Annotated in this window: 21 protein-coding genes; 11 read left to right on the top strand and 10 right to left on the bottom strand. The window is 65.6% G+C overall.

The features are described from left to right. Window positions 1-66: 66 nt before the first annotated feature. Window positions 67-867: a hypothetical protein gene (locus A9971_RS25100; RefSeq protein ID WP_015637039.1), complete on the top strand. Its 801-nt coding sequence runs from the start codon at window positions 67-69 to the stop codon at window positions 865-867. Continuing rightward, window positions 864-1,316: a ribosomal protein S18-alanine N-acetyltransferase gene (gene rimI, locus A9971_RS25095; RefSeq protein WP_011063479.1), complete on the top strand. Its 453-nt coding sequence runs from the start codon at window positions 864-866 to the stop codon at window positions 1,314-1,316. Before A9971_RS25100 ends, rimI begins: the two co-directional genes overlap by 4 nt. 138 nt (window positions 1,317-1,454) lie before the next feature. Here rimI and A9971_RS25090 read toward each other — a convergent pair whose 3' ends face one another. Beyond that, on the bottom strand, window positions 1,455-1,787 hold the full coding sequence (locus A9971_RS25090) for a hypothetical protein (protein WP_011063478.1): 333 nt from the start codon (window positions 1,785-1,787) through the stop codon (window positions 1,455-1,457). A 155-nt stretch (window positions 1,788-1,942) separates the two neighbouring features. Here A9971_RS25090 and can point away from each other — a divergent pair, with 155 nt between their 5' ends. Further along, window positions 1,943-2,587, top strand: a complete 645-nt coding sequence (can, locus tag A9971_RS25085; RefSeq protein WP_011063477.1) for a carbonate dehydratase — start codon at window positions 1,943-1,945, stop codon at window positions 2,585-2,587. Window positions 2,588-2,700: 113 nt separating this feature from the next. Here can and A9971_RS25080 read toward each other — a convergent pair whose 3' ends face one another. The 5 genes from A9971_RS25080 to A9971_RS25060 form a co-directional block, all read right to left on the bottom strand. Further along, window positions 2,701-3,873, bottom strand: coding sequence for a hypothetical protein (locus A9971_RS25080; RefSeq protein ID WP_183001539.1), 1,173 nt, complete (start codon window positions 3,871-3,873; stop codon window positions 2,701-2,703). A 117-nt stretch (window positions 3,874-3,990) separates the two neighbouring features. Next, window positions 3,991-5,712 (bottom strand): J domain-containing protein, encoded by a 1,722-nt coding sequence (locus A9971_RS25075; protein ID WP_183001980.1) that lies wholly within the window; start codon window positions 5,710-5,712, stop codon window positions 3,991-3,993. A gap of 11 nt (window positions 5,713-5,723) precedes the next feature. Beyond that, on the bottom strand, window positions 5,724-7,421 hold the full coding sequence (locus tag A9971_RS25070) for a molecular chaperone HscC (protein WP_011063474.1): 1,698 nt from the start codon (window positions 7,419-7,421) through the stop codon (window positions 5,724-5,726). Window positions 7,422-7,613: 192 nt separating this feature from the next. Further along, window positions 7,614-9,317, bottom strand: coding sequence for an acid phosphatase (locus A9971_RS25065; protein WP_183000088.1), 1,704 nt, complete (start codon window positions 9,315-9,317; stop codon window positions 7,614-7,616). Window positions 9,318-9,503: 186 nt separating this feature from the next. Continuing rightward, window positions 9,504-10,922: a short-chain fatty acid transporter gene (locus A9971_RS25060; RefSeq protein ID WP_011063472.1), complete on the bottom strand. Its 1,419-nt coding sequence runs from the start codon at window positions 10,920-10,922 to the stop codon at window positions 9,504-9,506. Window positions 10,923-11,037: 115 nt separating this feature from the next. Between A9971_RS25060 and A9971_RS32945 the strand changes: the two genes are divergently transcribed. Together A9971_RS32945 and A9971_RS25050 are read left to right on the top strand one after the other, a co-directional pair. Then, window positions 11,038-11,271, top strand: a complete 234-nt coding sequence (locus tag A9971_RS32945) for a hypothetical protein (protein WP_041774476.1) — start codon at window positions 11,038-11,040, stop codon at window positions 11,269-11,271. 4 nt (window positions 11,272-11,275) lie between these two features. Beyond that, on the top strand, window positions 11,276-12,664 hold the full coding sequence (locus A9971_RS25050) for a PLP-dependent aminotransferase family protein (protein ID WP_053153844.1): 1,389 nt from the start codon (window positions 11,276-11,278) through the stop codon (window positions 12,662-12,664). Here the strand turns inward: A9971_RS25050 and panB are convergent. Then, entirely contained in the window at window positions 12,652-13,479 is an 828-nt protein-coding gene (panB, locus tag A9971_RS25045) for a 3-methyl-2-oxobutanoate hydroxymethyltransferase (RefSeq protein ID WP_183000087.1), read from the bottom strand. The genes A9971_RS25050 and panB overlap by 13 nt on opposite strands. Before the next feature lie 175 nt (window positions 13,480-13,654). Between panB and A9971_RS25040 the strand changes: the two genes are divergently transcribed. Further along, on the top strand, window positions 13,655-14,983 hold the full coding sequence (locus A9971_RS25040) for an MFS transporter (protein ID WP_011063468.1): 1,329 nt from the start codon (window positions 13,655-13,657) through the stop codon (window positions 14,981-14,983). 168 nt (window positions 14,984-15,151) lie between these two features. Further along, window positions 15,152-15,670, top strand: coding sequence for a hypothetical protein (locus tag A9971_RS25035; protein ID WP_011063467.1), 519 nt, complete (start codon window positions 15,152-15,154; stop codon window positions 15,668-15,670). Between the two features lie 72 nt (window positions 15,671-15,742). Here the strand turns inward: A9971_RS25035 and A9971_RS25030 are convergent, their stop codons facing one another. Beyond that, on the bottom strand, window positions 15,743-16,159 hold the full coding sequence (locus A9971_RS25030; protein WP_015637031.1) for a lysozyme inhibitor LprI family protein: 417 nt from the start codon (window positions 16,157-16,159) through the stop codon (window positions 15,743-15,745). Between the two features lie 87 nt (window positions 16,160-16,246). Then, entirely contained in the window at window positions 16,247-17,617 is a 1,371-nt protein-coding gene (locus A9971_RS25025) for a gluconate:H+ symporter (protein WP_011063465.1), read from the bottom strand. A 248-nt stretch (window positions 17,618-17,865) separates the two neighbouring features. On the opposite strand from A9971_RS25025, the gene A9971_RS25020 reads away from it, so the two are divergent. Next, window positions 17,866-18,762: a cation diffusion facilitator family transporter gene (locus A9971_RS25020; protein WP_041119887.1), complete on the top strand. Its 897-nt coding sequence runs from the start codon at window positions 17,866-17,868 to the stop codon at window positions 18,760-18,762. Window positions 18,763-18,819: 57 nt separating this feature from the next. On the opposite strand, the gene A9971_RS25015 is transcribed toward A9971_RS25020, so the two are convergent. Further along, window positions 18,820-19,494: a heavy metal response regulator transcription factor gene (locus A9971_RS25015; RefSeq protein ID WP_011063463.1), complete on the bottom strand. Its 675-nt coding sequence runs from the start codon at window positions 19,492-19,494 to the stop codon at window positions 18,820-18,822. Window positions 19,495-19,880: 386 nt separating this feature from the next. On the opposite strand from A9971_RS25015, the gene A9971_RS25010 reads away from it, so the two are divergent. The 3 genes from A9971_RS25010 to A9971_RS25000 all read left to right on the top strand — a co-directional run bounded on the left by A9971_RS25010 (window position 19,881) and on the right by A9971_RS25000 (window position 25,665). Then, window positions 19,881-21,131 (top strand): TolC family protein, encoded by a 1,251-nt coding sequence (locus tag A9971_RS25010; RefSeq protein ID WP_183000086.1) that lies wholly within the window; start codon window positions 19,881-19,883, stop codon window positions 21,129-21,131. Between the two features lie 200 nt (window positions 21,132-21,331). Further along, window positions 21,332-22,501 carry an efflux RND transporter periplasmic adaptor subunit gene (locus A9971_RS25005; RefSeq protein WP_041119885.1) on the top strand — a complete coding sequence of 390 codons (1,170 nt, stop codon included), beginning with the start codon at window positions 21,332-21,334 and terminating at the stop codon, window positions 22,499-22,501. 26 nt (window positions 22,502-22,527) lie between these two features. Beyond that, window positions 22,528-25,665: a CusA/CzcA family heavy metal efflux RND transporter gene (locus tag A9971_RS25000; RefSeq protein ID WP_011063460.1), complete on the top strand. Its 3,138-nt coding sequence runs from the start codon at window positions 22,528-22,530 to the stop codon at window positions 25,663-25,665. Window positions 25,666-25,732 lie beyond the last annotated feature (67 nt).

The raw sequence follows: 25,732 nt of genomic DNA, 5'->3' as shown, positions 1-25,732 counted from the left end.
CTGCGGGCGATCTTCGGCGAAGGACGGTAGAATCCCCCTCCTCAGTTATCCACAAGTGGCCGACCTTTGCTTATCGAGTCCCGTCGTCGCGCTTATCTGTCCGCCATGCAGGTGGTCAGTTGGCTGCCGCGCAGCGAATTGCCCTTTGCCGCCCCTTCGCGCCCCGAGTTGCTGGCCCTGCCGGAACCGGAGGTGGAGGCGCCGCCTGCCCCTGTGGTCGAGGCCAAGGCCCCCGCGGCGCCGGCGGCAAGGAACGTCGAACGGCCGAAGATCGAGGTGCCGCGCCCCTCCACCGCCCCTGCGCGCCCAGCCAGCAAGGCGCCGACCGAGGGCGAAGAGGCCCCGGCCCCGGTGGTCAAGGCCCCGGTGGTACCGCCGCCGCGTTTTGCCCTGCAGTTGCTGCGGGCCGGCCGTTGCCTGCTGCTGGTGGAGTTACCCACAGGCGAAGCCTTCCAGAGCCGCGACCCGGCCTACCTGTTGCTCAAGGACATGCTGCGCGCCGCCGGCCTGCCGGACAGCCCGCAGATCCTCGCCGAGCCGGTGCGCTGGCCGATGCTGACCCGGGGCAACCTGGACCAGGGCCCCGAGGCTGCGCGGGATTTCGTCCAGGCCTTTGTCGGCGTGCGGATCGAGCAGGAACCCTGTGTCTGCCTGTGGCTGATCGGCCTGCCGGCGGTGCGATTTGCCGGCGAGGCGAATGCCGAATCCTACAACCGCGAACTCCAGGTCGAAGGCCTGGGTTCGGCCTGGGCCCTGCCTGGCCTGGAACTATTGATGGAAGAGCCACAGCGTAAGGCTGATGTCTGGCAAGCCATGCGTCGCTTGATGACGCGCTGGAAAAGCACTGATGAGCAAAATGACCAATGAGTGACGCGTTGACCTTCCGCCTGGCCACCGAAGCGGACCTGGATAGCATCCTGAAAATCGAATATGCGGCGTTCAGCCACCCCTGGACCCGGGGCATTTTCATGGATGCCTTCAAGTCCTACGAGGTCTGGCTGATGTTCGAAGGCAGCCAGCAAGTGGGCCACGGGGTGATCCAGGTGATCATCGACGAAGCGCATCTGCTGAACATCACCGTCAAGCCGGAAAGCCAGGGCCGCGGCCTGGGCCTGCGGTTGCTGGAAGAGCTGATGAAGCGCGCCTACCAGAAGGACGCCCGGGAGTGTTTCCTGGAAGTGCGCTCCAGCAACCAGACCGCCTATCGGTTATACGAGCGTTATGGCTTCAATGAAGTGGGGCGCCGCCGCGACTACTACCCGGCGGTAGGCGGTCGCGAAGACGCCCTGGTCATGGCCTGCACGCTGGTCGACTGAGCCTTTAACTGCGCGCGGGCCGCTGTAGGATCTGGCTTGCCAGCGAAGGCGCCATTCGGGGCGATGCACGGCTTGAGGGCCTCTTCGCCGGCAAGCCGGCTCCTGCGGGAGAGCGCGTCATTGAATGCGGTGCAGGGCTCAGGGCTTGCCGTCTAGCGGGTCGCGGCGGGCCAGTTCGGCTTCATCCAGGCCATTGCCGCCACCAATGTTCTCTTCTTCGACAATACTCAGGTCCCAGTCGGCCGGTTTGTCGGCACCGGCCTCATGGGCGGAGCGGGCGCCGTCTTCGCGGATCAGGGTTTCCGGGCTCAGGTCATCATCGCTTGCACCGTCGTCCGTGACGCGGTTGCTGGCGCGGGCGGCGGGTTCGTCGTCATCGAAATGCAGCTCCTCCATGGAGCCCATGCGGTCCTGATCGTCGTCGATGGGTTCGGGCTGGGGGGCGTTGTAGGGGCGTCGTGATTCGTTCATGGCGATTACTCATACTTCGGGACTGGATAAAGGGTGGACCCTTGCATGCCCCTGAAGATTCCCCCGCAAGGGATGGCCGGTATCTGTAGCAATAGGCGTGACCTCGACGGGCGGCCGTCTGTCAAAGCAGCGCATCATTCTTGAGGCTTCACAGCATGAACGAACTACAAGATCTGATTGATAACAACGAGCGTTGGGCCGAAGCGATCAAGCAGGAAGATCCGGACTTCTTCTCCAAACTGGCTCGCCAGCAGACCCCGGAATACCTGTGGATCGGCTGTTCGGACGCGCGGGTGCCGGCCAACGAGATCGTCGGCATGCTGCCGGGCGATCTGTTCGTGCACCGCAACGTGGCCAACGTGGTACTGCACACCGACCTCAATTGCCTGTCGGTGATCCAGTACGCGGTGGATGTACTCAAGGTCAAGCACATCCTGGTTACCGGCCACTACGGCTGTGGCGGCGTGCGCGCCTCTATGCAGGATCGCCAGCTGGGCCTGATCGACGGCTGGCTGCGTTCGATCCGCGACCTGTACTACGAGCACCGTGAAGCGCTGGGGCAGTTGCCCACGGAAGAAGAGCGGGTCGACCGTCTGTGCGAACTGAACGTGATCCAGCAGGTGGCCAACGTCGGCCATACCAGCATCGTGCAGAACGCCTGGCATCGCGGGCAGAGCCTGTCGATCCACGGTTGCATCTATGGCATCAAGGACGGTCGCTGGAAGAGCCTGAACGCCACCATCAGCGGCTTCGAGCAGTTGCCGCCGCAGTATCGGCTGCGTCCGGTGGGCGCGGTCTGATCGTCGCTGGCCGCAGGCGGCGATAGGGCGCAGGCCTGCGGGCTCTGTCAGAGCACCGCGACCCTGCGGGTCGATCGCAGCCTGCAGCAGCGGCTACAGGTTGCGCGGCCGGCTCAGAGGTGCGGTACCTCGGTGCTTGGCGCCGGTGCCGGGGCCTTGAGCTGGTTGAGCTGGGTCTTGACCGGTGCACTGGTGCATTTGGCCGCGGCTTGCTGCTCGCTCAGCTTGCGCACCGAGGTGTAGAACAGCTCGCAGGTCTGTACTTTCTGCGTCACCTGCCAGGTCTGGGTGCAACTGCCGAGCAGGGTGCTCGGGTCCGTCCCCGGTTTGCTGCCCATGCCGGCCTGCCAGCAGGCCGCGCTCAGGTCCTGGCCCATCACTTTCAACCCCGCGGCATCGGCCTTGGCCTGGTCATTGTCGTAATTCGCCGGGTCTGCCGCGTACCAGATATAGCTCGGGTGGTTGGAGCCCAGCACCGGCACCTTGACCCCCTCGCTGGGGCTGATCTGTGCCAGGCCCAGCACATTCACCGTGACCCCGTACTGCTGTTTGAGCCAATTGCGCACCGGTGCGCCGAAGGCCACCATCGGCAGGGCCGCGCCGCTGGTGCTCTGGCTGACCTGCCTGACCATGCTGGTCTGGTAGCTGTTGAAGTAGCTGTAGACCCCCTCCAGGTCCTTGCCGGCACTCGATGGCGCGGCAATCGGCGCGATGTCGACGATGGTCTGGTAGGCCGGGGTCTGCTCGGCGGCGATGCCGTTGGCCGTCAACAGGGTTGCCCAGCGGTCGGTGGTGGCCGACTCCAGATAGTCCTGGGCCTGGGTCAATGAATAGTCCGGCGGGAAGTGCAGCAGCTCGACGCTCTTGCGGTTTTCCAGGGCCATGCCCAGGGGCAGGAACAGGTACCAGCTGTAGGCCCATTTGCCATCGGCATTGAGCTGGCTGGCGCCCTTGTAGGCCAGGTCGCCGGCATCCAGCAGGGCACTCAGGGGCTTGTCGTAGCCGTCCGGCACACCGCTGATGGAGGCCAGGACCTTGTCGCCGGTGGTCTTGACACTGACTTTTGCAGCGCTGTAGCCGTCACGCTGCACGCTCTGGGTCAGGTAGTGAGCCACCGTCTCCTCCAGGGTCCAGTTGCGATAGCAGATCACGTTGCAGTTGTTGGGGTAGGCGAAGAGTTGGGTGACGCGCTGGGGGCTGCCCAGATCGACTTCGACATCGGCCTGTGCCGTCGCGCTCAGGGCAGCAGCGGTCAGCGCCAGGGTCATTCCTGCGAATTTGAACATGCTCAGATCCTTTTCAGCGTGAACCCCTTCGAAGGGGGGGCAGGACATACTGAAACAGCACCGAGCGGAGAAACAGCCGGGAGTGAAAAAATATCCATTGCCCCGGCCGCGCAGGGTTCAACCAGGCATGAGGCGCGTCCAGGGAAACCCCGGGGTATGGAGCTGACAGACCCGGATGACCACGATCATGACGACCAGATAGATCGGCTGCCAGGGGCTGAAGTGATTCCAGTGCAAGGCGCCCAGCCAGGGGCTGCGGGCACAGAAATCCGGGTCCGGCTGGCCGATGCGCCGCGAATGCAGCAGGCCGATCAGCACAAAGCCCAGGTAGGCCAGTATCCCCAGGGCCCCCAGCCAATAGCCGAACAGGCCCAGCATGACCGCTTGCGGCACCCCGTGGCGCAGCACCAGCCAGTGCTGGTGCGGATTCAGGCGCTTGGGCACCAGGCGCTCGCTCAACCACAGGTCGATGGCCAGCAGGCGGGCGATCGCAGGGGCCCAGGTGTTGAGCAGGATCAGCCCGAAAATCGCCAGGACACCCCCACAGAACAGCCCCATCATCACTGCAAGTTCTTTGCTGTGTTGAGGCTTGTTCATGAAGTACAGGCTCAGGGCCAACCCCATGGCGACCCCTGACCTGATCCAGCTGTCCACGCCCTGCGGACGCGGCATCAGGTTCTGCCAGAAAAACACATCGCTGCGAGGCAGCCGCTCCAGCAGCGCCGGGAAACGCGAGGCTAGGGTCTGCGACAGCTCCATGCAGGCCTGCCAATGTTCGTCTTCGAAGTGCCGGGTCAGGGCGACCTGGCGACGTCGGGGCATGGGGTTCAGCAGCAGGCGAGCCGCGGCAACGTCCGGCGTCGCTTCGCCGGGTTCCCCGGCGTTGGCCAGCAGCTTCTGATAGAAGGCCTCCTGCTGGCAGCGCTCGATCAGCGACTGCCAGAGCCACGCCGGTTCAGGGGTGTTGCCACGGCTTTCGTCCCAGCCGAACAACTGGCATACCCGATCGAACAAGGGTACCTGCCAGGCTTGCTGCTGCAGCAACTGCAGCATTTCATGCTGCCAGTTCTGGCGATGATCGAAGATCCGCAGCCAGGGTTGTGCGCAGTAGCTCGTCAGGCGTTCGAGGAAGGCCCGCTCCTGGCCGGCTTGCAGCAACGCTTCCAGCGTCCGGCGGTATTCCTGCAACAGCGTCTTGACCAGGAATGCCTCTTGCCAGGCCTCCATGGGCGGTTGTTGCCAGGGTGTCAGCCAGTCCAGATGCTCGGCGGCCCAGCCGATGATCGCGGCGTATTGCTCGGGGTGGGCGCAGCACGCCACCAGCAGGCGCTGCAGGAAATCGTCCTCGCAGCCCTGCTGCCGAGCCTGTTGCCAGCGCTCTGGCAGGTTCTCGACGCCCAGCCCCTTGAGCAGCGGCAATGCGCTAGTGGCTGGAGCGGGTAGGTGGGCGGGATCCTGCGGGGCGGGCGGGACCCAGTCCGCCAGCGGTTCGACGGACAAGGGGACGTCTTCAAGCAGGCTGGCCCATTGCTGGGCCTGGGAAGGGCCCCTCGGCGTTGGCCGCGGGGCGGCCACGTCCATCTCTATCAGGCCCGACCAGGCCTGCAGGTTGTCCGGGGGCGGTGCCTTAGTGGAGGCGGTCTGGATCACCGCGACTTCATCGGCGATCTCTTCCCGCCAGCGGGCCAGTTGCAGCGCCCGCTCATAGGCTTCACGCAGGCGCTGGAAGCCTTCGGCATCCTCGTCCGGACGGGTGATCTTCAACTGCCGGGCATAGCTGCGCTTGATGCTGCGTTCGTCGGCGTCCTCGGGCAACTCCAGCAGGGACCAGCAATCCATGTTGCCGCTCCTCAGTGCCAGTGGCCGTTTTCCAGGTGTTGCAGCTGTTCACTGAGCTGGCTGCGCACTTCGCGGATCTTGCGCTCGTCCTGGGTTTCCAGCACTTGCTGGAATTGCCCGGCCCAATAGCCGATCTGTTCGCGCAACTCCCCCAGGCTCTCCTGATACAGGCGTTCCAGTCGGGCGCTGAGCAGCGTGTTGACCTGCTGGTCGCGGGGGTGAATCTTCAATTGCGCCAGGGCCTTGAGGCGCTCCTGGATTTCTTCCGGAGTCAGCACGCCGGGGTTGTTTTCGATCACCAGGGAATGGCTTTCCCCGGTCAGCGGGATGCTCACCTGGGCTTCCAGCAGGCCGTTTATGTCGTAGGTGAAGCGCACGTCCAGCGAGACTTCGCCGGCGGGGCGCTTGGGCACGCGCATTTCCAGCTGGCCCAGGGCGACGTTGTCGCGCACTAGGCGGCTTTCGCCCTGGAAGATCTTCAGCAGCACCTGCTCCTGGTTGTCATGCAAGGTCTGCACGGTCTTGACCCGGCTTACCGGCACCACGCTGTTGCGCTCGATGATCGGCAGGTAGTGCCCGCTCTCGATCTGGTTGCCGTATTGCTGGGAGGTCTCGATCCCCAGGGTGTAGGAGCAGACGTCGGTCAGCACCACTTCTTCCAGGGCCGCCGAGCGTGCCTTGAGGGCCGCCTGGACCGCCGCGCCCTGGGCCACCACCTGGTCGGGATCGAGGCTGATGGAGGGAAAGCGCCCGAACAGCCCGGCCGCCAGCTTGCGCACCAGGGGCATGCGGGTGGCGCCGCCCACCAGGAGGATTTCATCCAGGTCGCTGACGCGGATCCGTGCATCGCGCAGGGCGCGTTCGATGGGCGCCCGCAGGCGTTCCAGCAGCGGCGCATAGAGGCTGGCCAGTTGCGCCTGGGTGATGGTCTGGGTCCATTGCCGGCCATCGACCCGCAGGCTGAATTCGGCACTGGGCTCCTGGCCGAGGGCGCGGCGCACGCGCTCGGCTTCCCGGCGCAGTGCCTGGAGCACGCTCTGGCGTTCCGGAAAGCCCGCGGCCTGGGCCTGCTGTTCGAGGAAGTGTTCCAGCAGCAGGTTGTCGAAGTCCTCGCCGCCGAGGAAGTTGTCGCCGGCGCTGGCGCGGACTTCCATGACCCCGTCGAACAGCTCCAGGATCGACACGTCGAAGGTGCCGCCACCGAGGTCGAAGACCAGGAACGAGGTTTCCCGGTCACGCTGGTGCAGGCCGTAGGCCAGGGCTGCGGCGGTGGGTTCGTTGATCAGTTTTTCCACCTTGAGCCCGGCCAGTTCGCCGGCAATCCGCGTGGCCTTGCGCTGGGCATCGCTGAAGTAGGCTGGCACGCTGATCACCGCTTCCTCCACCGGTTCGCCATAGGCCCGCTCAACGTCTTCCTTGAGGCTCTTGAGCACCAGGGCCGAGAGTTCTTCGGGGCGGTAGGTACGTTCCCCCAGGCGCACTTCGGTGGCGCTGCCCATGTAGCGCTTGAACAGCGCCGTGGTGAGCTGCGGGTGCGTGTGCAGGCGCTCCCTGGCGGCTTGCCCCACCAGGATCCGGCCTTCGTCGTCCAGGCCCACCACGCTGGGGGTCAGCAGTTCGCCCAGGGCATTGGGCACCAGCTCGCTGGCGGTTTCGCGCCAGACCGCGACCAGGCTGTTGGTGGTCCCCAGGTCGATACCTACGATCATGACGACGAACTCCCTTTCCAATCGGAAAACAGATGAAACAAATAGGTGGCGCGCAGGATATTACCCGCCGGGTGGATGGGTAAAGTGGGTGATGTTATATGGCTATCATTTGTGCCGGTGCCGCAGAACCGAAGCCGGGCTTGGGTTTCGGTTCTGCGGTGGCAGGTGGGCCCGTTGCGGGCCCGGCCGGGGTCAGGCCGTGAAGTGCAGGGCGTTGGTCAGGTCGCCCATGGGCTTCTGGCCCCGGGCGATCATGGCCTGGTCACGTTCCTTGATGCCGTCCAGGGTTTCCAACTGGAACACCCGGGTGATCAGCCGCAGGATCGAGGCGGTGTCGTAGACCGTGTGGTCCACCGTGCCCTTGCGGGCGAACGGCGATACCACCAGGGCCGGAATCCGCGTGCCCGGGCCCCAGCGGTCGCCCTGGGGCGGCGCCACGTGGTCCCACCAGCCGCCGTTTTCGTCAACGGTGACGATCACCACCATGTTTTTCCACTGCGGGCTTTCCCGCAGCACTTTCAATGCCCGGTCGATATGCCGGTCGCCGGCGGCCACATCGGCATAGCCGGCGTGCAGGTTGAGGTTGCCCTGGGGTTTGTAGAAGGTCACCGCCGGCAGCTTGCCGGCCTCGGCATCGGCGAAGAACTTGTTGGTGCTCGACTCATCGCCCAGGCCGCCGTCGCGCAGGCGCTTGGCCCGTTCGGCGGGGTTTTCCGGGCCCTGGCGCACGAAGTAGTTGAAGGGCTGGTGGTGGTACTGGAAGTTGGGGATCTTGGGAATCCCGCCGGAATCCTTGAACTGCTCCAGGGTCGCCTGCCAGGCGCCGCCGTACCAGGCCCAGTCGACGTTCTTCTTCGACAGCTTGTCGCCGATGTGTTCGTGGGTTTGAGGCACCAGTACGCTGGGCAGGTCCGGCTTGGCGTAGTCCGGGCGCTCCGGGTCGCGGATCCAGGTCGGCCAGTAGGGCGGGGCCATGGTATTGACCGCGTAACCGTCCGGGGTCAGGGCGCTGGGACCGAACTGCGGAGCGCCGTCCATGGCACTGGCCGGGGACTTGTCCAGGGGCTTGAGGCGGGTGCCCTTGGGGTCGTCGCCCTGCAGGGTGGCGATCTGCGACTTGGCCACCGAGTTGGCGGCATCGGGGTAGAACGGCACCTTGGCGCTGATCAGGTACTGGTGGTTGAGGAACGAGCCACCGAATGCCCCCTGGAAGAAGTTGTCGCAGAGCACGAACTCCCGAGCCACGTCCCACAGGCGCAGGGAGTAGCGGGTCTGGGCGTAGTGGCCCATGGTCAGGGCGCCGGAGTCGGCCCAGGCCACGAAGCTGTCGTTCTTGCCGCCGTTGATCTGCATCTGGTTCTGGTAGAACACGTGCCACAGGTCGCGGGTCACCAGGCCCAGGGGCAGGTCCTCGCCACTGGGCCCCTTGAGGGCGAAGGGGGCATTGGGCAGGTTTTCCTGGAACTGGGTTTCCACCGGGTAGGTGATGCCGTCCAGGGTCTGCGGGCCCACCTGGAGAATGCCGCCCCAGATCGGCGGCAGTTTCTGCAACAGGTTGCCGTCGCGGTCGCGCTGCTGGAAGTCTTCGGGCTTGAGGGCCGAGAGCGGTTTCTCCACCCCGGGAAAGTTGGCGAACAGGTTGTTGAAGCTGCGGTTCTCGGCGAACAGTACCACTACGTTTTTCACCTGCTCCTGCAGCGCCTTGTCCAGTTCGGCCGGGGACAAGGGGTGTTCCACCGGCGGTTTGCCTCCTGGCTCGCCGGGCTGGCCGCAGGCGCTCAGGGTGGCGCCGACCCCCAGAACCGCAACGCCGCCTAGGAAGCGGCGGCGGCTGGTATCGGTAGGCTGGTCGGTGGCGGATTCGGGGGGGTCGCGCAGGTCGGTATCGTCGCTCATGTCGGCTCCTTGCTCGGCTCTCTGAGGATTCGTTACAAAGTATTTCGGTCGCACGTTAACAACCGAATATGACGCAAAGGCTACAGGAATGCGGCACGGCCTGGCTGTCTGGGCCCTGGATAAATCTGCGATTGGGCCGGCGGGCCGTTATCCACAGGCCCGCTGTGCAGCGGGCCTGTGGCTCTGTCAGGGAATGACCGGCGGCAGGTAGGACAGGGTGGTCCCCAGGGCCCAGAGCAGCACCAGCACCAGGGGCGCATGCACCAGCAACTGGACAAAGGAGAAGCCGATCAGGTCCCGGGCCTTCAAGCCCAGCACCCCCAGCAGCGGCAGCATGTAGAAGGGGTTGATCAGGTTCGGCAGGGCCTCGGCGGCGTTGTAGATCTGTACCGCCCAGCCCAGGTGGTACTGCAGGTCATTGGCCACCTGCATCACGTAGGGCGCCTCGATGATCCACTTGCCGCCGCCCGAAGGAATGAAGAAACCCAGCACCGCCGAGTACAGCCCCATCAGCAGCGCGTAGGTGTCGTGGGAAGCGATCTGCACGAAGAAGGTCGAGATGTGGTGGGCCAGGGTCTGGCCATCCACGCCCTTGACCACGGTCATCAGCGCGGCGATCGAACCGTACAGCGGGAACTGGATCAGCACCCCGGTGGTGGTGGGCACTGCCCGGGCCACGGCATCGAGGAAGCTGCGCGGGCGCCAGTGCAGCAGGGCGCCGGCCATCAGGAACAGGAAGTTGTAGGTGTTGAGCCCGGAGATCGCGGTGATCGCCGGTTTGGTGGCGAACTCGTGATACAGCCAGCCGGCCGCCAGCAGCGCCAGGAGAAGGGTCAGCAGCGGGCTGTATTCCAGCCATTCGCCAGGGCGGGTCCGGGGTTGCGGCTTGGGCATGCTGAAGCTCGGGTCGACCCCGCAGGCCTGGGCATCCCGGGCGCTGCCGGGGCCGGGCGCCGTGGCGTAGGCGACGATCAGCGAGACCACCACCAGGGCCAGCAGCAGGACGCCGGATTGCCAGAGAAAGATGGTCTGGGTGAAGGGAATGACCCCGGTGATGGCCAGGATCGACGGTGGCAGGCTGCCGGGGTTGGCCTGCAACTGCGCCGCCGAAGACGACAGCCCCAGGGCCCAGACCGCGCCCAGGCCCAGGTAGGCGGCAGCGCCGGCGGCGCGGTAGTCCATGCGCAGTTCGGTACGCCGGGCCAGGGCCCGCACCAGCAGGCCACCGAACACCAGGGACAGGCCCCAGTTGAGCAGGGAGGCGACCATGGAAATCAGCGCCACCCAGGCCACCGCCGAGCGGCCGTTCCTGGGAATGCGCGCCAGCTTGTCGATCAGCTTCACCGCCGGCGGCGAGCTGGCGACCACATAGCCGCCAATGACCACGAAGGCCATCTGCATGGTGAAGGGGATCAGGCTCCAGAAGCCGTCGCCAAACGCCATGGCGGCATCGGTGGGCTTGGCGCCCATGGCCAGCGTGGCCAGGGCAACGATGATCACCGCCAGCGCGGCGAACACCCAGGAGTCGGGAAACCAGCGTTCGGCCCAGTTCGAGCAGCGCAGGGCAAAGCGGGCGGAGCGGCTATCTTGAATATCAGCGGCCACGTGAGTACCTCGGATTTCTTATGTTTATAAGGAGGTCGGCCGCCCCAGGCAGAGGCGGCCGAGAACTGTGCAAGAATGCGGCAATTGCCACGGACTGCAAAGGATCTCAACGCCCATGTCATTTTCCCCCGAAGAACGCGCCGCACTGCTCAAGGTCAAGGGTGTCGGTTCTACCGTGGTCGCTCGCCTGGAACAACTGGGCATCACTTCCCTGGCCCAGCTGGCCGCCGCCGATGCCCTGCACATCGTCACCCAGGCTTCGGCCCTGGTGGGTTCCAGTTGCTGGAAGAACAGCCCCCAGGCCCGCGCGGCGATCCAGGCGGCGATCGCCATGGCCAAAGGCAACTGAAGCGGTGCAGCGCCACCCGTCTTTCGCCTATCAGGCGGTCTACCGCTACCTGTCGCAGTGGATCGACAACGCCGCCAGCGATCAGGAGCAACGCCTGCCGTCATTGCGCGAACTGGCGCAGCGGCTGAAGGTTTCCCTGTCCACCATCAAGTACGCCTACGCCCTGCTGGAAGACGAGGGGCGCATCTGTTCGCGGCCGCGCCAGGGCTATTTCACCCGGGCCCTGGCCGCCGCGACCGTGCCCGAGACCGGTGAGGACCTGCTCGACAACCTCTATGCCCAGGCCCGCCTGCCGGGGCGCCTGGCGCTGTGCAGCGATGCGCCGGCGATGCTGCTGTCGCTGGAGCAACCCTTGCTGATGACCGAGCGCGAACTGGCCCGCCAGTACCCGCGCAACCAGGCACCGCTGTACCAGCCCCTAGGCGAGCAGGAGCTGCGCAGCGAACTGGCCCGGCGCTACACCTGCTCCAGCCGCGACTACTGGCAGGCCGACCAGGTGTTCCTGGGGGCCGATCTGCACAGCGTGGTGGAGTTGGCGTTGCGGGCGCTGGACCTGGACGGCGGCGTGGTGCTGGTGGAGTCCCCGTGTTCCTGGGCGATCCTGCGCCAGTTGCGGGCGGCGCGCCTGCGGATTATCGAGCTGCCCCTGGATGCCGGCGGGCGCTTCGATCTGCAGCAGGTGCAAGCGCTGCTTCAGCGCGAGCCGGTGCGCCTGGCGGTGTTCTCCTCGACGGTGAACATCCCCCACGGCAGCCTGATGCCCGCCGCCGACAAGCAGCAGCTGTGCCGCTGGTTCGCCGAGCGGGGGATCTGGCTGCTGGAGAACGATAGTTACGGAGCATTCAGCTTCGTGCCCGGCGCTGCTCGCTATCGGGATTTCGCCGACCCCGAGCGCCTGCTGGTGTTCGCCAGCCTGGACAAGGCCATCGGCGCCGAGGCGCCCTTGAGCTACGTGCTGAGCCGCAGCCTGGGCCCGGCCTTGCAGCGCCAGTGCCTGGAGCGGCGCTTTCGCCTGTCGCCGATCCGCCAGAAGGCCGTGGCCCGGCTCTTGAGTTCCGGTCGCGTAGACCAGCACGTGCTGAAACTGCGGGGCATGCTGCAACAGCGGATGAAGCAGTTGCAGCAACTGCTGGACGAGCAGGCCGGCGGGCTGTTGCATGCGCCGCTTGCCGCCGGCGGCGCGACCTTGTGGGTCGAAGCCAGGCGCCCGGTGCCTATGACCCGGGTCTACGAGCGCCTGCTGGCCGACGGCATCGTCATCGCCCCGGGGGCGATCTTCAGCCAGCAGGGCTTGTGGCAGCAGCACCTGCGCCTGAGCTTCACCCTGGACTGGAGCAAGGATATCCAGGGCGCCCTCGGGCAGTTGGCGCGGGCGGTGAGTCAGGCTTCCTGAACCACCCCATAACAATGCTGCAACTGCGGAAAGGCCTGCTCCCGAACCTCTGCGGCGAAGCGTTCGCAGGCCTGGCTGATCAGGGCGCCGGCATCGGCGTATTGCTTGACGAAACGCGGCACCTGGGGCCCGCCCAGCCCCAGCAGGTCTTCGGTCACCAGTACCTGGCCGTCGCAGGCCGGGGAGGCGCCGATGCCAATGGTCGGCATCGGCGAGAAGTCGCTGATGCGCCGCGCCAGGGGCTCCGCAACCCCTTCCAGCAACAGGCTGAAGGCGCCGGCCTCGAGGTGGGCCTGGGCATCTTCCTCGATCTTGCGGGCCGCCTCGCTGTCGAGCCCCTGGGCCTTGAACCCGCCCATCTGGTTGACGAACTGCGGCATCAGGCCGATATGCGCCATCACCGGAATGCCCCGCTGCACCAGGAACTCCACGGTGGGCGCCAGGGCCCGGCCGCCCTCCAGCTTGAGGGCGGCGCAACCGGTGCGGGCCATCACCTCGGCGCAATTGCGGTAGGCCTGTTGCGGGGATTCCTGGTAGCTGCCGAAGGGCATGTCGGCAATCACGCAGGCCAGGCGGCTGCCGGCCACCACCGCGCGGGTGTGGGCGATGATTTCCGCCAGGCTCATGTCCAGGGTCGAGGTGCGCCCGTAACCGACCATGGCGGTGGAATCACCGATCAGGATGAAATCCACGAAGGGGTCCATCAGCCGCGCCATGTGGCTGGTATAGGCGGTGAGGGAAACGATCTTCTGCCGGCCTTTCATGGCCACCAGTTGCGGGACGCTCAGGCGCTGGGTGCGGGTATGGCTGCTCATGACGACTTTCCTGATTCTGCTTGAGTGGGAAAGTGCCCGATTATTGGCCTGGCGCGCGGCCGTTCAAGGTACAGAAAACCCCGGAAAACCAACCCAGGGCCGGGAACGGGTTGTTCCCCGGATCTTTTGCGTAGACCATGAGCGCCTTTGCTTTGTGCTGCCATCGAGTTGCTTTATGACCCCTTCCACTGAGTCGTCGCCGGCGCGCTTTTCCCGCTCCGACTACAAGACCCTGGGCCTGGCCGCCCTGGGCGGTGCCCTGGAAATCTACGACTTCATCATCTTCGTATTTTTCGCCCTGACCCTGAGCCAGCTGTTCTTTCCCCCGGAAATGCCCGAATGGCTGCGCCTGCTGCAGAGCTTCGGGATCTTCGTCACCGGCTACCTGGCCCGGCCCCTGGGCGGCATCCTCATGGCCCATTTCGCCGACCGCCTGGGGCGCAAGAAGGTTTTCAGCCTGAGCATCCTGATGATGGCGCTGCCCTGCCTGCTGATCGGCATCATGCCGACCTATGCCCAGATCGGTTATTTCGCGCCCTTGCTGCTGCTGGCGCTGCGGGTGCTGCAAGGTGCCGCCGTGGGCGGTGAAGTGCCCAGCGCCTGGGTATTCGTCGCCGAGCACGCGCCGCGGGCCCATCGCGGTTATGCCCTGGGCTTTCTCCAGGCCGGGCTGACCTTCGGCTACCTGCTGGGCGCCCTGACCGCGACCCTGCTGGCGCGGGTCTTCAGCCCCGAGGAAATCCTCGACCACGCCTGGCGCTATCCCTTCCTGCTGGGCGGCGTGTTCGGCGTGATCGGCGTCTGGCTGCGCCGCTGGTTGAGCGAAACCCCGGTGTTCGTGGCGCTGCAGCACCAGCGCGATGCCGCCGCCGAACTGCCCCTGCGCACCGTGTTGCGGGAACACCGGCTGGCGATCCTGCCGGCGCTGATCCTCACCTGCGTGCTGACCTCGGCGGTGGTGGTGTTCGTGGTCATCACCCCGACCATGATGCAAAAAAGCTTCGGCATGAGCGCCAGCCACACTTTTGCCCTGAGCAGCCTAGGGATTGTCTTTCTCAACATTGGTTGCGTGCTGGCGGGGCTGGTCGTCGACCGCCTCGGTGCCTGGCGCACGGTGATGCTCTATAGCCTGCTGCTGCCACTGGGCATCGCCGTGCTCTATGGCTGCCTGATCAGCGGCGGCGCCTGGATCGGCCTGGCCTATGCCATCGCCGGCCTGGGCTGCGGCGTGGTGGGGGCGGTGCCGTCGGTGATGGTGGGCCTGTTTCCGGCGCGGATTCGCGTGTCGGGGATCTCCTTCACCTACAACATCGCTTATGCCCTCTGGGCCAGTACCACGCCGTTGCTGCTGATCGCCCTGATGCCCTGGAGCCCCTGGATCTGCGTGATCTACTGCGCAGTGATGGGAGCGGTGGGGGTCGTCAGCGCCGGTTACTTCGGCGGCCGTGTGGGTGAGGAAGGGCCTGCGGCAGCGAGAGAAAGCTGCATGGCTGACCAACGCTAGGACTTTTCTTCGGCCTGCTGTGATTCAGCGAAGCGGCGAGCTAGAGCCTTCACCAAAACGCCTCTTGATCCCGCGTGAAACCGGGCTGGAAAAGGGCTTTCAGCCCCCGGTTTTTTCCCGCTAATCTCCCGGAACGCGCGGCCTGCGCTTGGGTTTCCGGGAGCTGTCTTGATTCGTTCGACGCTGTGTTCCTTGCGAAATTTCTCCGCCTTGGCGCCACTGTTACAAGTGGCGCTGATGAGCTTCGTGCTGGGGTTGGTGTTTGCCCTGATCCAGGCCTGGACCTGCACTCAACTGGACTACGGCCTGGAGGGCGCCAGCCCCGACAGCTTGCGCGCCCGGGTGATCGCAGTGGAGGCCGGGGCGCTGCTGGTGGAGGAACTCGACACCGGGGAGCGCCAACGCTTGCGCCTGAACCGCGAACTGACCCGGCTCCAGCTGCCACTCGCTCAACTGCCGGGGCAGACCCTGGTTCTCCGCCACCTGCGGGGGTACCTGCTCAGTTGTCGCCGCGACGATCAACCCGGGTGCAGCGCCCTGTGTTCCAGCGCCGCAGAGTGCCAGCAGCGCCTGCGCCAGGGCGACTCGTGTGTTGGCATGCTGGGCTTTGCCTGGCTCGTCAGCCTGATCTGCGGACTGCTGCATGGCTTGGGGCATCGACCGTTCTGGCAGCGAGCGGGCTCCTGAGGCCGCTTTCGCGGGCAAGCCCGCTCCTGCAGGTGCTCCGGCTTGCTGGCGAAGAGGCCCCCGGGTCTGCTGTCATTCGGGCAGCAGTTGTTCCAGATAGCGGGTGCGTTCGGTGCTCAGGCGGGTCACGCAGAGGTTGATCAGGGTCACATGGGCCGGCTTGCCCGGTTCCACTTCGAAGGCCTCCAGCACGCAGGTGCTGTCGCGGTATTTGATCCAGGCGCGTTGGGCGTTCTTCAATTTGCCGAGGTATTCCTGTTCTTGCAGCAGGCTGCTGGGGTACAGGTTGTGCACCCGGACCAGCAGCGCCTGATAGCTCTGGTTGAGTGCGGCGTCGGCCCGCTCCTTGTCCTGCTGGGCGCAGCGGTCGACCTGTTCGCTGACGCTGATGTGCTCGCAATCCAGCGCTGCGGCCTGGGCAGGCGCCCAACCAGCGGCGCCTGCAATTACGGCGATGACGAGGCCAAAGATCCAGGGCTGATAAGGCATGTCGGTCCCTTGCGCTGAGAATGAAGCGGGCATTCTACAGCGCTGTTCCCAATGCAGAAGGGCAGGCCTGCCCACCACGGCCAGCGGTTATTGCAACCAGTGCCAGAGCAGCAGCGTCCCCACCAGCCCGACCACGGAAACAATGGTCTGCAGCACCGACCAGACCCAGAGTGTCTGCTTGAGTTGCAGGCCGAAATACTCGCGCACCATCCAGAACCCGGCGTCGTTCACGTGGCAGAAGAACACCGAGCCGGCGCCGATGGCCAGCGCCACCAGGGAGCTTTGGGTGGCGGCCAGACCGGCCATCATCGGCGCCAGGATGCCGGCGGTCGTGGTGGTGGCCACGGTAGCCGAGCCGGTGGCCTGGCGCAGGGCCACGGCGATCAGCCAGGCCAGGAGGATATAGGGCAGGTGCGCGCCTTCGGCCACCTTGCTGATGGTCTGGCTGACCCCGGCATCCAGCAGCGTCTGTTTGAGCCCGCCGCCGGCGCCAATGGTCAGCAGCAGCACGGCAATCGGTGCCAGGCTTTTGCGCAGGGTGTTGCCCACCTGGTCCCGGGCCATGCCGTTGGCCCAGCCCAGGCAGATCACCGCGGCGATCACCGCCAGGCCCAGGGCGATCAGGGGTTCGCCGAGAAACTTCAGGGTCAGGGCCAGGGTGTTCTCCGGGCTCATGGCGACCTTGGCCAGGGTGCTGCCGAGCATCAGCAGCACCGGCAGCACAATGATCAGCAGCGACACGCCGAAGCCCGGCTGGCGCGGGGCCTTGGGCGCAGCACTGAACAGCGCGCCGAGCTCCGCCGGTTCGCTGACCTGCAGGCGCTTGGACAACCAGTTGCCATACAGCGGGCCGGCCAGGATCACCGCCGGCACGGCCAGGCACAAGCCCAGCAGCATGGTCAGGCCGAGGTCGGCGTGCAGGGCGCTGACGGCGATCAGCGGGCCCGGGTGCGGGGGCATCAGCGCGTGCAGGGTGGTCATCCCGGCCAGGGCCGGAATGGCGATTTTCAGCAGCGGCAGGCCCGAGCGGCGGGCCATGACGAAAATGATCGGCACCATCATCACCAGCCCCACTTCGAAGAACAGCGGCAGGCCGATGACCATCGCCACCAGGGCCATGACCCAGGGCAGCGACTTGCCCTTGCCCAGGCCCAGCAAGGTCGAGGCGATGCGGTCGGCGGCGCCGGACTCGGCCATCAATGCGCCGAGCATCGAGCCCAGGGCAATGATGATCCCGGCCTCGCCGAGAATCGCCCCGGCGCCCTTGCTGAAGGCCTTGGCCACTTCCTCCGGCGGCAGGCCTGCGCCCACCCCGGCAATGAAGGTGCCGATCAGGATCGACAGGAACGGCGGCAGTTTGGTGGCGCTGATCAGCACAATGATGCTGGCGATGGCCACCAGGCAGCAGATGATCAGGCGGGTGTCGTGGACCATCCAGGCGGCAGTCGATACATCCAAGGCGGGACTCCTCAATCGGCTATTTTTATCTGTTACGTTTTGTTTCACTTTTTCGGGAGCATACCCGAGGCGCCCACCGCAGAGGGCTTGTGCGCACTTTTGGTGCATTCGTTAGCCGGCTAACTATGGACCTGCCCTGGATAACCGGCGGATAACCGGCAGATGACAATTCGCTTATCCAGCCCTGGGCACCTGGCCAATCGAACTATCATCAGAGCCACGCTTTACCAGCCAACCGAGGATCTTTCATGGGCGCAGGACACAGTCACGGCCAGGTACGGGCCGGGCATGAACGCAAGTTGTGGATGGCCCTGGGGCTGACCGGCAGCTTCATGCTCGCCGAGGTCATCGGGGCCTTTGTCACCGGCAGCCTGGCGCTGCTGTCGGATGCCGCGCACATGCTCACCGATACCCTGGCGCTGGCCATCTCCCTGGTGGCGATCCAGGTCGCCAAGCGCCCGGCTGACCGCAAGCGTACTTTCGGTTATGCGCGCTTCGAGATCCTCGCCGCGGCGTTCAACGCCCTGCTGCTGTTCGTGGTGGCGTTCTACATTCTGTTCGAGGCCTGGCAACGCCTGCAGGCACCGGCCGAGATCCAGTCCACGGGAATGCTGGTGATCGCGGTGCTGGGGCTGATCGTCAACCTGATCTCCATGGGCCTGCTGGCCTCCGGCAGCAGCCAGAGCCTCAACGTCAAGGGTGCATACCTGGAGGTATGGAGCGACATGCTCGGTTCACTGGGGGTGATCATCGCCGCGCTGGTGATCATGTTCACCGGTTGGGGCTGGGTCGATTCCCTGGTGGCCGCGGCCATCGGCCTGTGGGTGTTGCCTCGGACCTGGACCCTGCTCAAGGAGAGCATGAACGTGCTGCTGCAAGGGGTGCCGGACGGGGTCGACATCGACCAGGTGGAGCAGGCCATACGCCAGGTGCCGGGGATCAGCGACGTGCACGACCTGCATATCTGGGCCCTGACCAGCGGCAAGAACGTGCTTAGCGCGCATCTGGTGGCGCACCTGCAAGGGCGGGATGAACAGGGGATCCTGGCCGAGGTCACCGAGCTGCTGCAGGAGCGCTTCGACATTGCCCACGTCACCTTGCAGGTGGAGCAGGCAGGGTTTCATGAGCAGGTGCATGAACATTGAGGCAGCAGTGCTTGCGTCTTGTGCAGGAGCCGGCTTGCCGGCGAACACGGCCGCGCCTCAGTCGCGTTCTTCAAGGACATAACCCACACCGCGCAGGGTGTGGATCAGCTTGCGTTCGAAAGGGTCGTCGATCTTCGCTCGCAGGCGGCGGATCGAGACTTCCACCACATTGGTGTCACAGTCGAAATTCATGTCCCAGACAAAGGAAATGATTTGGGTCCGCGACAGCACCACGCCGCTCTGGCGCATCAGCAGGTGCAGCAGGGCGAACTCCTTGGTGGTCAGGTCGATGCGCTGCTTGCCGCGAAAGGCCCGGTGCCGGCCCTGGTCCAGCTCCAGGTCGGCGACCCGCAGCACATCCGGCACCGGCGCCTGTTCGCTGCGGCGCATCAGGGTGCGGACCCGGGCCAGCAATTCCGGAAACTGGAACGGCTTGACCAGGTAATCGTCGGCGCCCAGGTCCAGGCCACGGATCTTGTCCGCCAGCCGGCCCTGGGCGGTGAGCATCATCACCCGGGTGCTGCTGTCCTGGCGGATCTGCCCGAGCACGCCCCAGCCGTCGATGTGCGGCAGGTTGATGTCGAGGATCACCAGGTCGTACGCATGCTGGCGAGTCAGGTGCAGGCCGTCCGCGCCGTTGTTGGCGCAGTCCACCACGTAGCCACTTTCAGTCAGCCCTTGATGCAGGTAGTCAGCGGTCTTGGGTTCGTCTTCGATGACCAGAATACGCATGGAAATGAGGTTCTCGGCAGATGGGAGACAGTAACGAAAAGACGCGAATAATCAGCGGGCCAATGCTCAAAAGTTGTGCAGCCCCGTGCCGTATTCGTGTTCTTTAAAGTTCGCTTGCTGGCACTTGAAAAGTGCTCTTGATGTTCACTTCGAATAGCCGGATGTTAATACAGAACCTTGATCCAGAGCCTTTGCTAACGGATTTGTAATCTTTGCGCCACCCTGCTGATAAGCACTGAAAGTTACAGTTGGCCGAACTTGAAACTCTCCCTGTCAATGGGCGAACTGCTGCAGTTTCATATCGGCCGGAGCTCCTGTGGATAAGCGTCGATATGGTGCGCTGCAACTTCGCAGACACTTTGCCTCCATAGGGGCCGGAACTTGTTATGCCGACTTTCCCGAGAATATCTGCCCGGGCAGCACGCACCTGCGTCCTGACCCTGTTGCTGGCCGTGGCGAGCCAATCTGCAAGCGCCGTCGAGCAACCGCTGTTGAGCCTGGACAGCGCCCTGGCCCGAGCCTTTGCCAACAACCCTGAACTGGCCGCCGCACGCTGGGAGATCGACATCGCCCAGGGCGCCCGCCAGCAGGCCGGGCTCATCCCCAACCCGGTGCTGTCGGTGGACGCCGAGGACACCCGCCGGGATTCGCGCACCACTTCGGTCAAGCTCAGCCAGGCCCTGGAGCTGGGGGGCAAGCGCGGAGCACGGATCGACGTGGCCAGTCGCGGTCAGGAACTGGCGGCCCTGGAGCTGGAGCGGCGTCGCAACCAGTTGCGTGCGGATGTTCTGGATGCCTATTACACGGCGCTGCGGGCCCAGGAACGCAGCCAACTGGCCGGGCGCTCCCTGGCCCTGGCCGAACGGGGCGTGGCGGTAGCCCAGGGCCGGGTCAACGCCGGCAAGGCCTCGCCGGTGGAAGCCGCCCGGGCCCAGGTGCAACTGGCCGAGGTGCGCCTGGAACTGAACCGGGGGCAGATGGAGCAGGACAATGCCTACCGACGCCTGGCCATGGTCACTGGCGCGGCCACCAGCGACTTTGCCGGGGTGCAGGAGCAGCCCCTGGCACTGGCGGCGCTGCCGGCTCCGGCACAGTTGCTTGGCCGCCTGCCGGAAACCACCGAACTGCGCCTGGCGGAGCAGGAAGTGGTGCAGCGCGAGGCGTCCCTGGGGCTGGAGAAGGCCCAGCGCATTCCCGACCTGGACGTCAGCGTGGGCAGCCAGTACGACGCCAGCGCCCGGGAGCGGGTCAACCTGGTAGGGCTGTCGATGCCTTTGCCGCTGTTCAATCGCAACCAGGGCAACGTGCTGTCCGCCGCCCGCCGCGCCGACCAGGCCCGGGACCTGCGCAACGCCACCGAATTGCGCTTGCGTACCGAAACCCGCCAGGCCCTGGAACAGTGGAACACCGCCCGGGGCGAGGTGCAGTCCTTCAACCAGACCATCCTGCCCGCCGCCCAGCGTGCGGTGGACAGCGCCACCCAGGGCTTCGAGATGGGCAAGTTCAGCTTTCTCGACGTTCTCGATGCTCAACGCACCCTGATCGGCGCGCGTACCCAGTACCTCGCCGCGGTGGCGCAAACCACCGATGCCTGGGTACGGATCGAGCGCATCTACGGCGACCTCAGCCGTTGGTGAAACCCTGGCTGATGGGCCTGGCGTGCCTTGCCGCGTTGCTGGTGAGCGACTGCAGTGGCGCACCCCCGACAGCCCCCGAAGACCCACCCGCGCATTGGTGCGTGCATGAGCTGCATCGGGCCATTGGTCAATGGCTGTGTCCCTCTACCCCGTAAGGCAGCGCCTGGCGCTACCGACCCTCGATCGATTCAGGAGTCCCCATGGATAAAAAACGCAGCCTTGTTCTGGCCAGCACGGCAGTGGTCGGCCTCGGGCTGGCGGCCTTGCTGCTGCCGGGCCTGTTCGCCAGCCCGGCAACGGTGCCCCAGGCCGAGGAGGCCGGGCACGGCACCCAGGAGCCCGAGGGCCATCTGGAACTCAGCCCGGAACAGATCCAGGCCGCCGGCATCGAGCTGGCCGCAGCCGGTCCGCGGCGCCTCAACCGGGTACTCAGCCTGCCGGGAGAGATCCGCTTCGACGAGGACCGTACCTCGCACATCGTGCCCCGGGCCGCCGGTGTGGTGGAGTCGGTACAGGTCAACCTCGGCCAGGCGGTCAAGCGCGGCGAACTGCTGGCGGTGATCGCCAGCCAGCAGATCTCCGATCAGCGCAGCGAGCTGGCCGCCGCCGGGCGGCGGGTGGAACTGGCCCGTACCACCTTCCAGCGCGAGCGCCAGTTGTGGGTCGACCAGATCTCCGCCGAGCAGGATTACCTGCTGGCACGCCAGGCCCTGCAAGAGGCGGAAATCGCCCTCAACAATGCCCGGCAGAAGATGAATGCCCTGAGCGGCAGCGCCCAGTTGGTGGGCGGCAACCGCTATGAAATGCGCGCGCCGTTCGACGGTGTGGTGGTGGAAAAACACCTGAGCGTGGGCGAAGTGGTGGGCGAAACCAGCGCCGCGTTCACCCTCTCGGACCTGTCCCGGGTCTGGGCCACCTTCGGCGTGTTTCCCAAGGACCTGGACAAGGTCCGGGTCGGCCAGCCGGTGCAGGTCAGCTCCAGTGAGCTGGGGACCCAGGTCCAGGGCCAGGTGGCCTACGTCGGCAGCCTGCTGGGGGAACAGACCCGCACCGCCACGGTGCGGGTGACCCTGGCCAACCCCAATGACGCCTGGCGCCCGGGGCTGTTCGTCTCGGTACAGGTGGCCACCGAAGCCTTCGACGCACCGGTCAGCGTGCCGCAGACGGCGATCCAGACCGTGGAAGACCGGCCCTCGGTGTTCGTCCGCGTGGCCGAGGGGTTCCAGGCCACGCCTGTGGTCACCGGGGCCAGCCAGGACGGTTTTGTCGAGATCCGCGAGGGCCTCGAAGCCGGGGCCCAGGTAGCCGCCCGCGGCAGCTTTACCCTCAAGTCCGAACTGGGCAAGGGCGCGGCCGACCACGGCCATTGATCGGCCTCATCAGAGAGTGACTTCCCATGTTTGAACGCATCATTCAATTCGCCATCGAGCAGCGCATCATCGTCCTGCTGGCGGTGCTGCTGATGGCCGGCGTCGGCATCGCCAGCTACCAGAAGCTGCCGATCGACGCGGTGCCGGACATCACCAACGTCCAGGTGCAGATCAACTCCGCGGCGCCGGGGTTCTCACCCCTGGAAACCGAACAGCGCATCACCTTTCCCATCGAGACGGCCATGGCCGGCCTGCCGGGGTTGCAGCAGAGCCGGTCGCTGTCGCGCTCGGGGTTGTCCCAGGTAACCGTGATCTTCAAGGACGGCACCGACCTGTTCTTCGCCCGCCAACTGGTCAACGAGCGCCTGCAAGTGGCTCGCGAGCAATTGCCCGACGGTGTGGAGGCGGTGATGGGGCCGATTTCCACCGGGCTCGGGGAGATCTTCCTGTGGACCGTGGAGGCCGAGGAGGGCGCCCGCAAGGAGGACGGCACGCCCTACACCCCCACCGACCTGCGGGTGATCCAGGACTGGATCATCAAGCCGCAACTGCGCAACGTGCAGGGCGTGGCCGAGATCAACACCATCGGCGGCTTTGCCAAGGAGTACCAGATTGCCCCGGACCCCAAGCGCCTGGCGGCCTACAAGCTGACCCTGAGCGACCTGGTGACGGCCCTGGAGCGCAACAACGCCAACGTCGGCGCCGGCTACATCGAGCGCAGCGGCGAGCAGTTGCTGATCCGCGCGCCGGGGCAACTGGCGTCCATCGAGGACATCGCCAACATCGTCATCAGCAGCAGCGACGGCACGCCGATCCGCGTGCGCAACGTGGCCGACGTGCAGATCGGCCGCGAGTTGCGCACCGGCGCGGCCACCGAGAATGGTCGGGAAGTGGTGCTGGGCACCGTGTTCATGCTGATCGGCGAGAACAGCCGTACCGTGTCCCAGGCGGTGGCGAAGAAACTTGAGGAGATCAACCGCTCGCTGCCCGAAGGCGTGGTGGCGGTCACGGTGTACGACCGCACCAACCTGGTGGAAAAGGCCATCGCCACGGTGAAGAAGAACCTCTTCGAGGGCGCGCTGCTGGTGATCGTGATTCTGTTCCTGTTCCTGGGCAATATCCGCGCGGCGCTGATCACCGCCCTGGTGATCCCGCTGTCCATGCTGTTCACCTTCACCGGCATGTTCAGCAACAAGGTCAGCGCCAACCTGATGAGCCTCGGTGCCCTGGACTTCGGCATTATCGTCGACGGCGCGGTGGTCATCGTCGAGAACGCCATCCGCCGCCTGGCCCATGCCCAGCAGCACCACGGGCGCATGCTGACCCGCTCCGAACGGCTGCATGAAGTCTTTGCCGCGGCCAAGGAAGCCCGGCGCGCGCTGATCTTCGGCCAGTTGATCATCATGGTGGTGTACCTGCCGATCTTTGCCCTTACCGGGGTGGCCGGGAAAATGTTCCACCCCATGGCCTTCACTGTGGTCATGGCGTTGCTGGGGGCGATGATTCTCTCGGTGACCTTCGTTCCGGCAGCCATCGCGCTGTTCGTCACCGGCAAGGTCAAGGAAGAGGAAAACCTGCTGATGCGCAGCGCCAAGCGCGGCTACGCCCCGGTGCTGGACTGGGTGATGGCCCGGCGTGGCCTGACCTTCGCCCTGGCCGGCTTGATCCTCGCTGGCAGTGCGCTGCTGGCCAGCCGCATGGGCAGTGAATTCATCCCCAGCCTCAGCGAAGGCGACTTTGCCCAGCAGGCCCTGCGGGTGCCCGGCACCAGCCTCACTCAGTCGGTGGACATGCAGCAGCGCCTGGAGAAAACCCTGCTGGCGCAAGTGCCGGAGATCGAGCGGGTGTTCGCCCGCACCGGCACCGCGGAGATCGCCTCGGACCCGATGCCGCCGAATATTTCCGACAGCTACCTGATGCTCAAGCCCAAGGCCCAGTGGCCGGACCCGAACAAGTCGCGGGAGGCGCTGATCGCTGATATCCAGCGTGCCAGTGCCCTGGTGCCGGGCAGCGCCTACGAGCTGTCGCAGCCGATCCAGCTGCGCTTCAACGAGCTGATTTCCGGGGTGCGCAGCGATGTTGCGGTGAAGGTGTTTGGCGATGACATGGCGGTGCTGAACAAGACCGCTACGCAAATTGCCACGGCCTTGCAGAGCTTGCCTGGCGCCTCGGAAGTCAAGGTCGAGCAGACCTCGGGGCTGCCGGTGCTGACCATCAATATCGACCGCGACAAGGCCGCACGTTTCGGCCTCAACGTGGGGGATGTGCAAGACACCATCGCCGTTGCGGTGGGCGGGCGCCAGGCCGGCACCCTGTACGAAGGCGACCGGCGCTTCGACATGGTGGTGCGCCTGTCCGATCAACTGCGCACCGATATCGACGGCCTGTCCCGGCTGCTGATTCCCATACCGGCGACGGCGGGCACGGCCAACGGGCAGATCGGCTTCATCGCCCTGTCGGAAGTGGCCAGCCTCGATCTGGTGCTGGGCCCCAATCAGGTCAGCCGGGAAAACGGCAAGCGCCTGGTGATCGTCAGCGCCAACGTGCGCGGGCGGGATATCGGCTCCTTCGTCGAAGAGGCCACAGGCCTGATTGCCGAGAAGGTCAAAGTCCCGGCCGGCTACTGGACGACGTGGGGCGGTCAGTTCGAACAATTGCAGGAAGCCTCCCAGCGCCTGCAGGTGGTGGTGCCGGTGGCCTTGCTGCTGGTGTTCGGGCTGCTGTTCATGATGTTCAACAACCTTAAGGATGGCCTGCTGGTGTTCACCGGGATTCCCTTCGCCCTGACCGGCGGGATCATGGCCCTGTGGCTGCGGGACATACCGCTGTCGATCTCGGCGGGGGTGGGCTTCATTGCCTTGTCCGGGGTCGCCGTGCTCAACGGCCTGGTGATGATTGCCTTTATCCGTAACCTGCGAGAGGAAGGGCGCTCGTTGTCCCTGGCGATTCATGAAGGCGCCCTGACCCGACTGCGCCCGGTACTGATGACCGCCCTGGTGGCCTCCCTGGGCTTCATCCCCATGGCCCTGGCCACCGGCACCGGCGCCGAGGTGCAACGGCCCCTGGCCACGGTAGTGATTGGCGGCATCCTGTCCTCCACCATCCTCACCTTGCTGGTGCTGCCTGCCCTGTACCAATGGGCGCATCGCAGGGAAGAAGACTGATCGCGCGCCGCTTCTTGTAGCCGCTGCCGCAGGCTGCGAACGGCAGCGCAGGAGGCGTCGCTCTTGG

This window comes from Pseudomonas sp. UME65 (genome assembly GCF_014170225.1).
Classification (GTDB): Bacteria; Pseudomonadota; Gammaproteobacteria; order Pseudomonadales; family Pseudomonadaceae; genus Aquipseudomonas; species Aquipseudomonas protegens.
The sequence above is the reverse complement of the archived record's forward strand: the minus strand, read 5'-3'. Positions and strand labels throughout refer to the sequence as shown.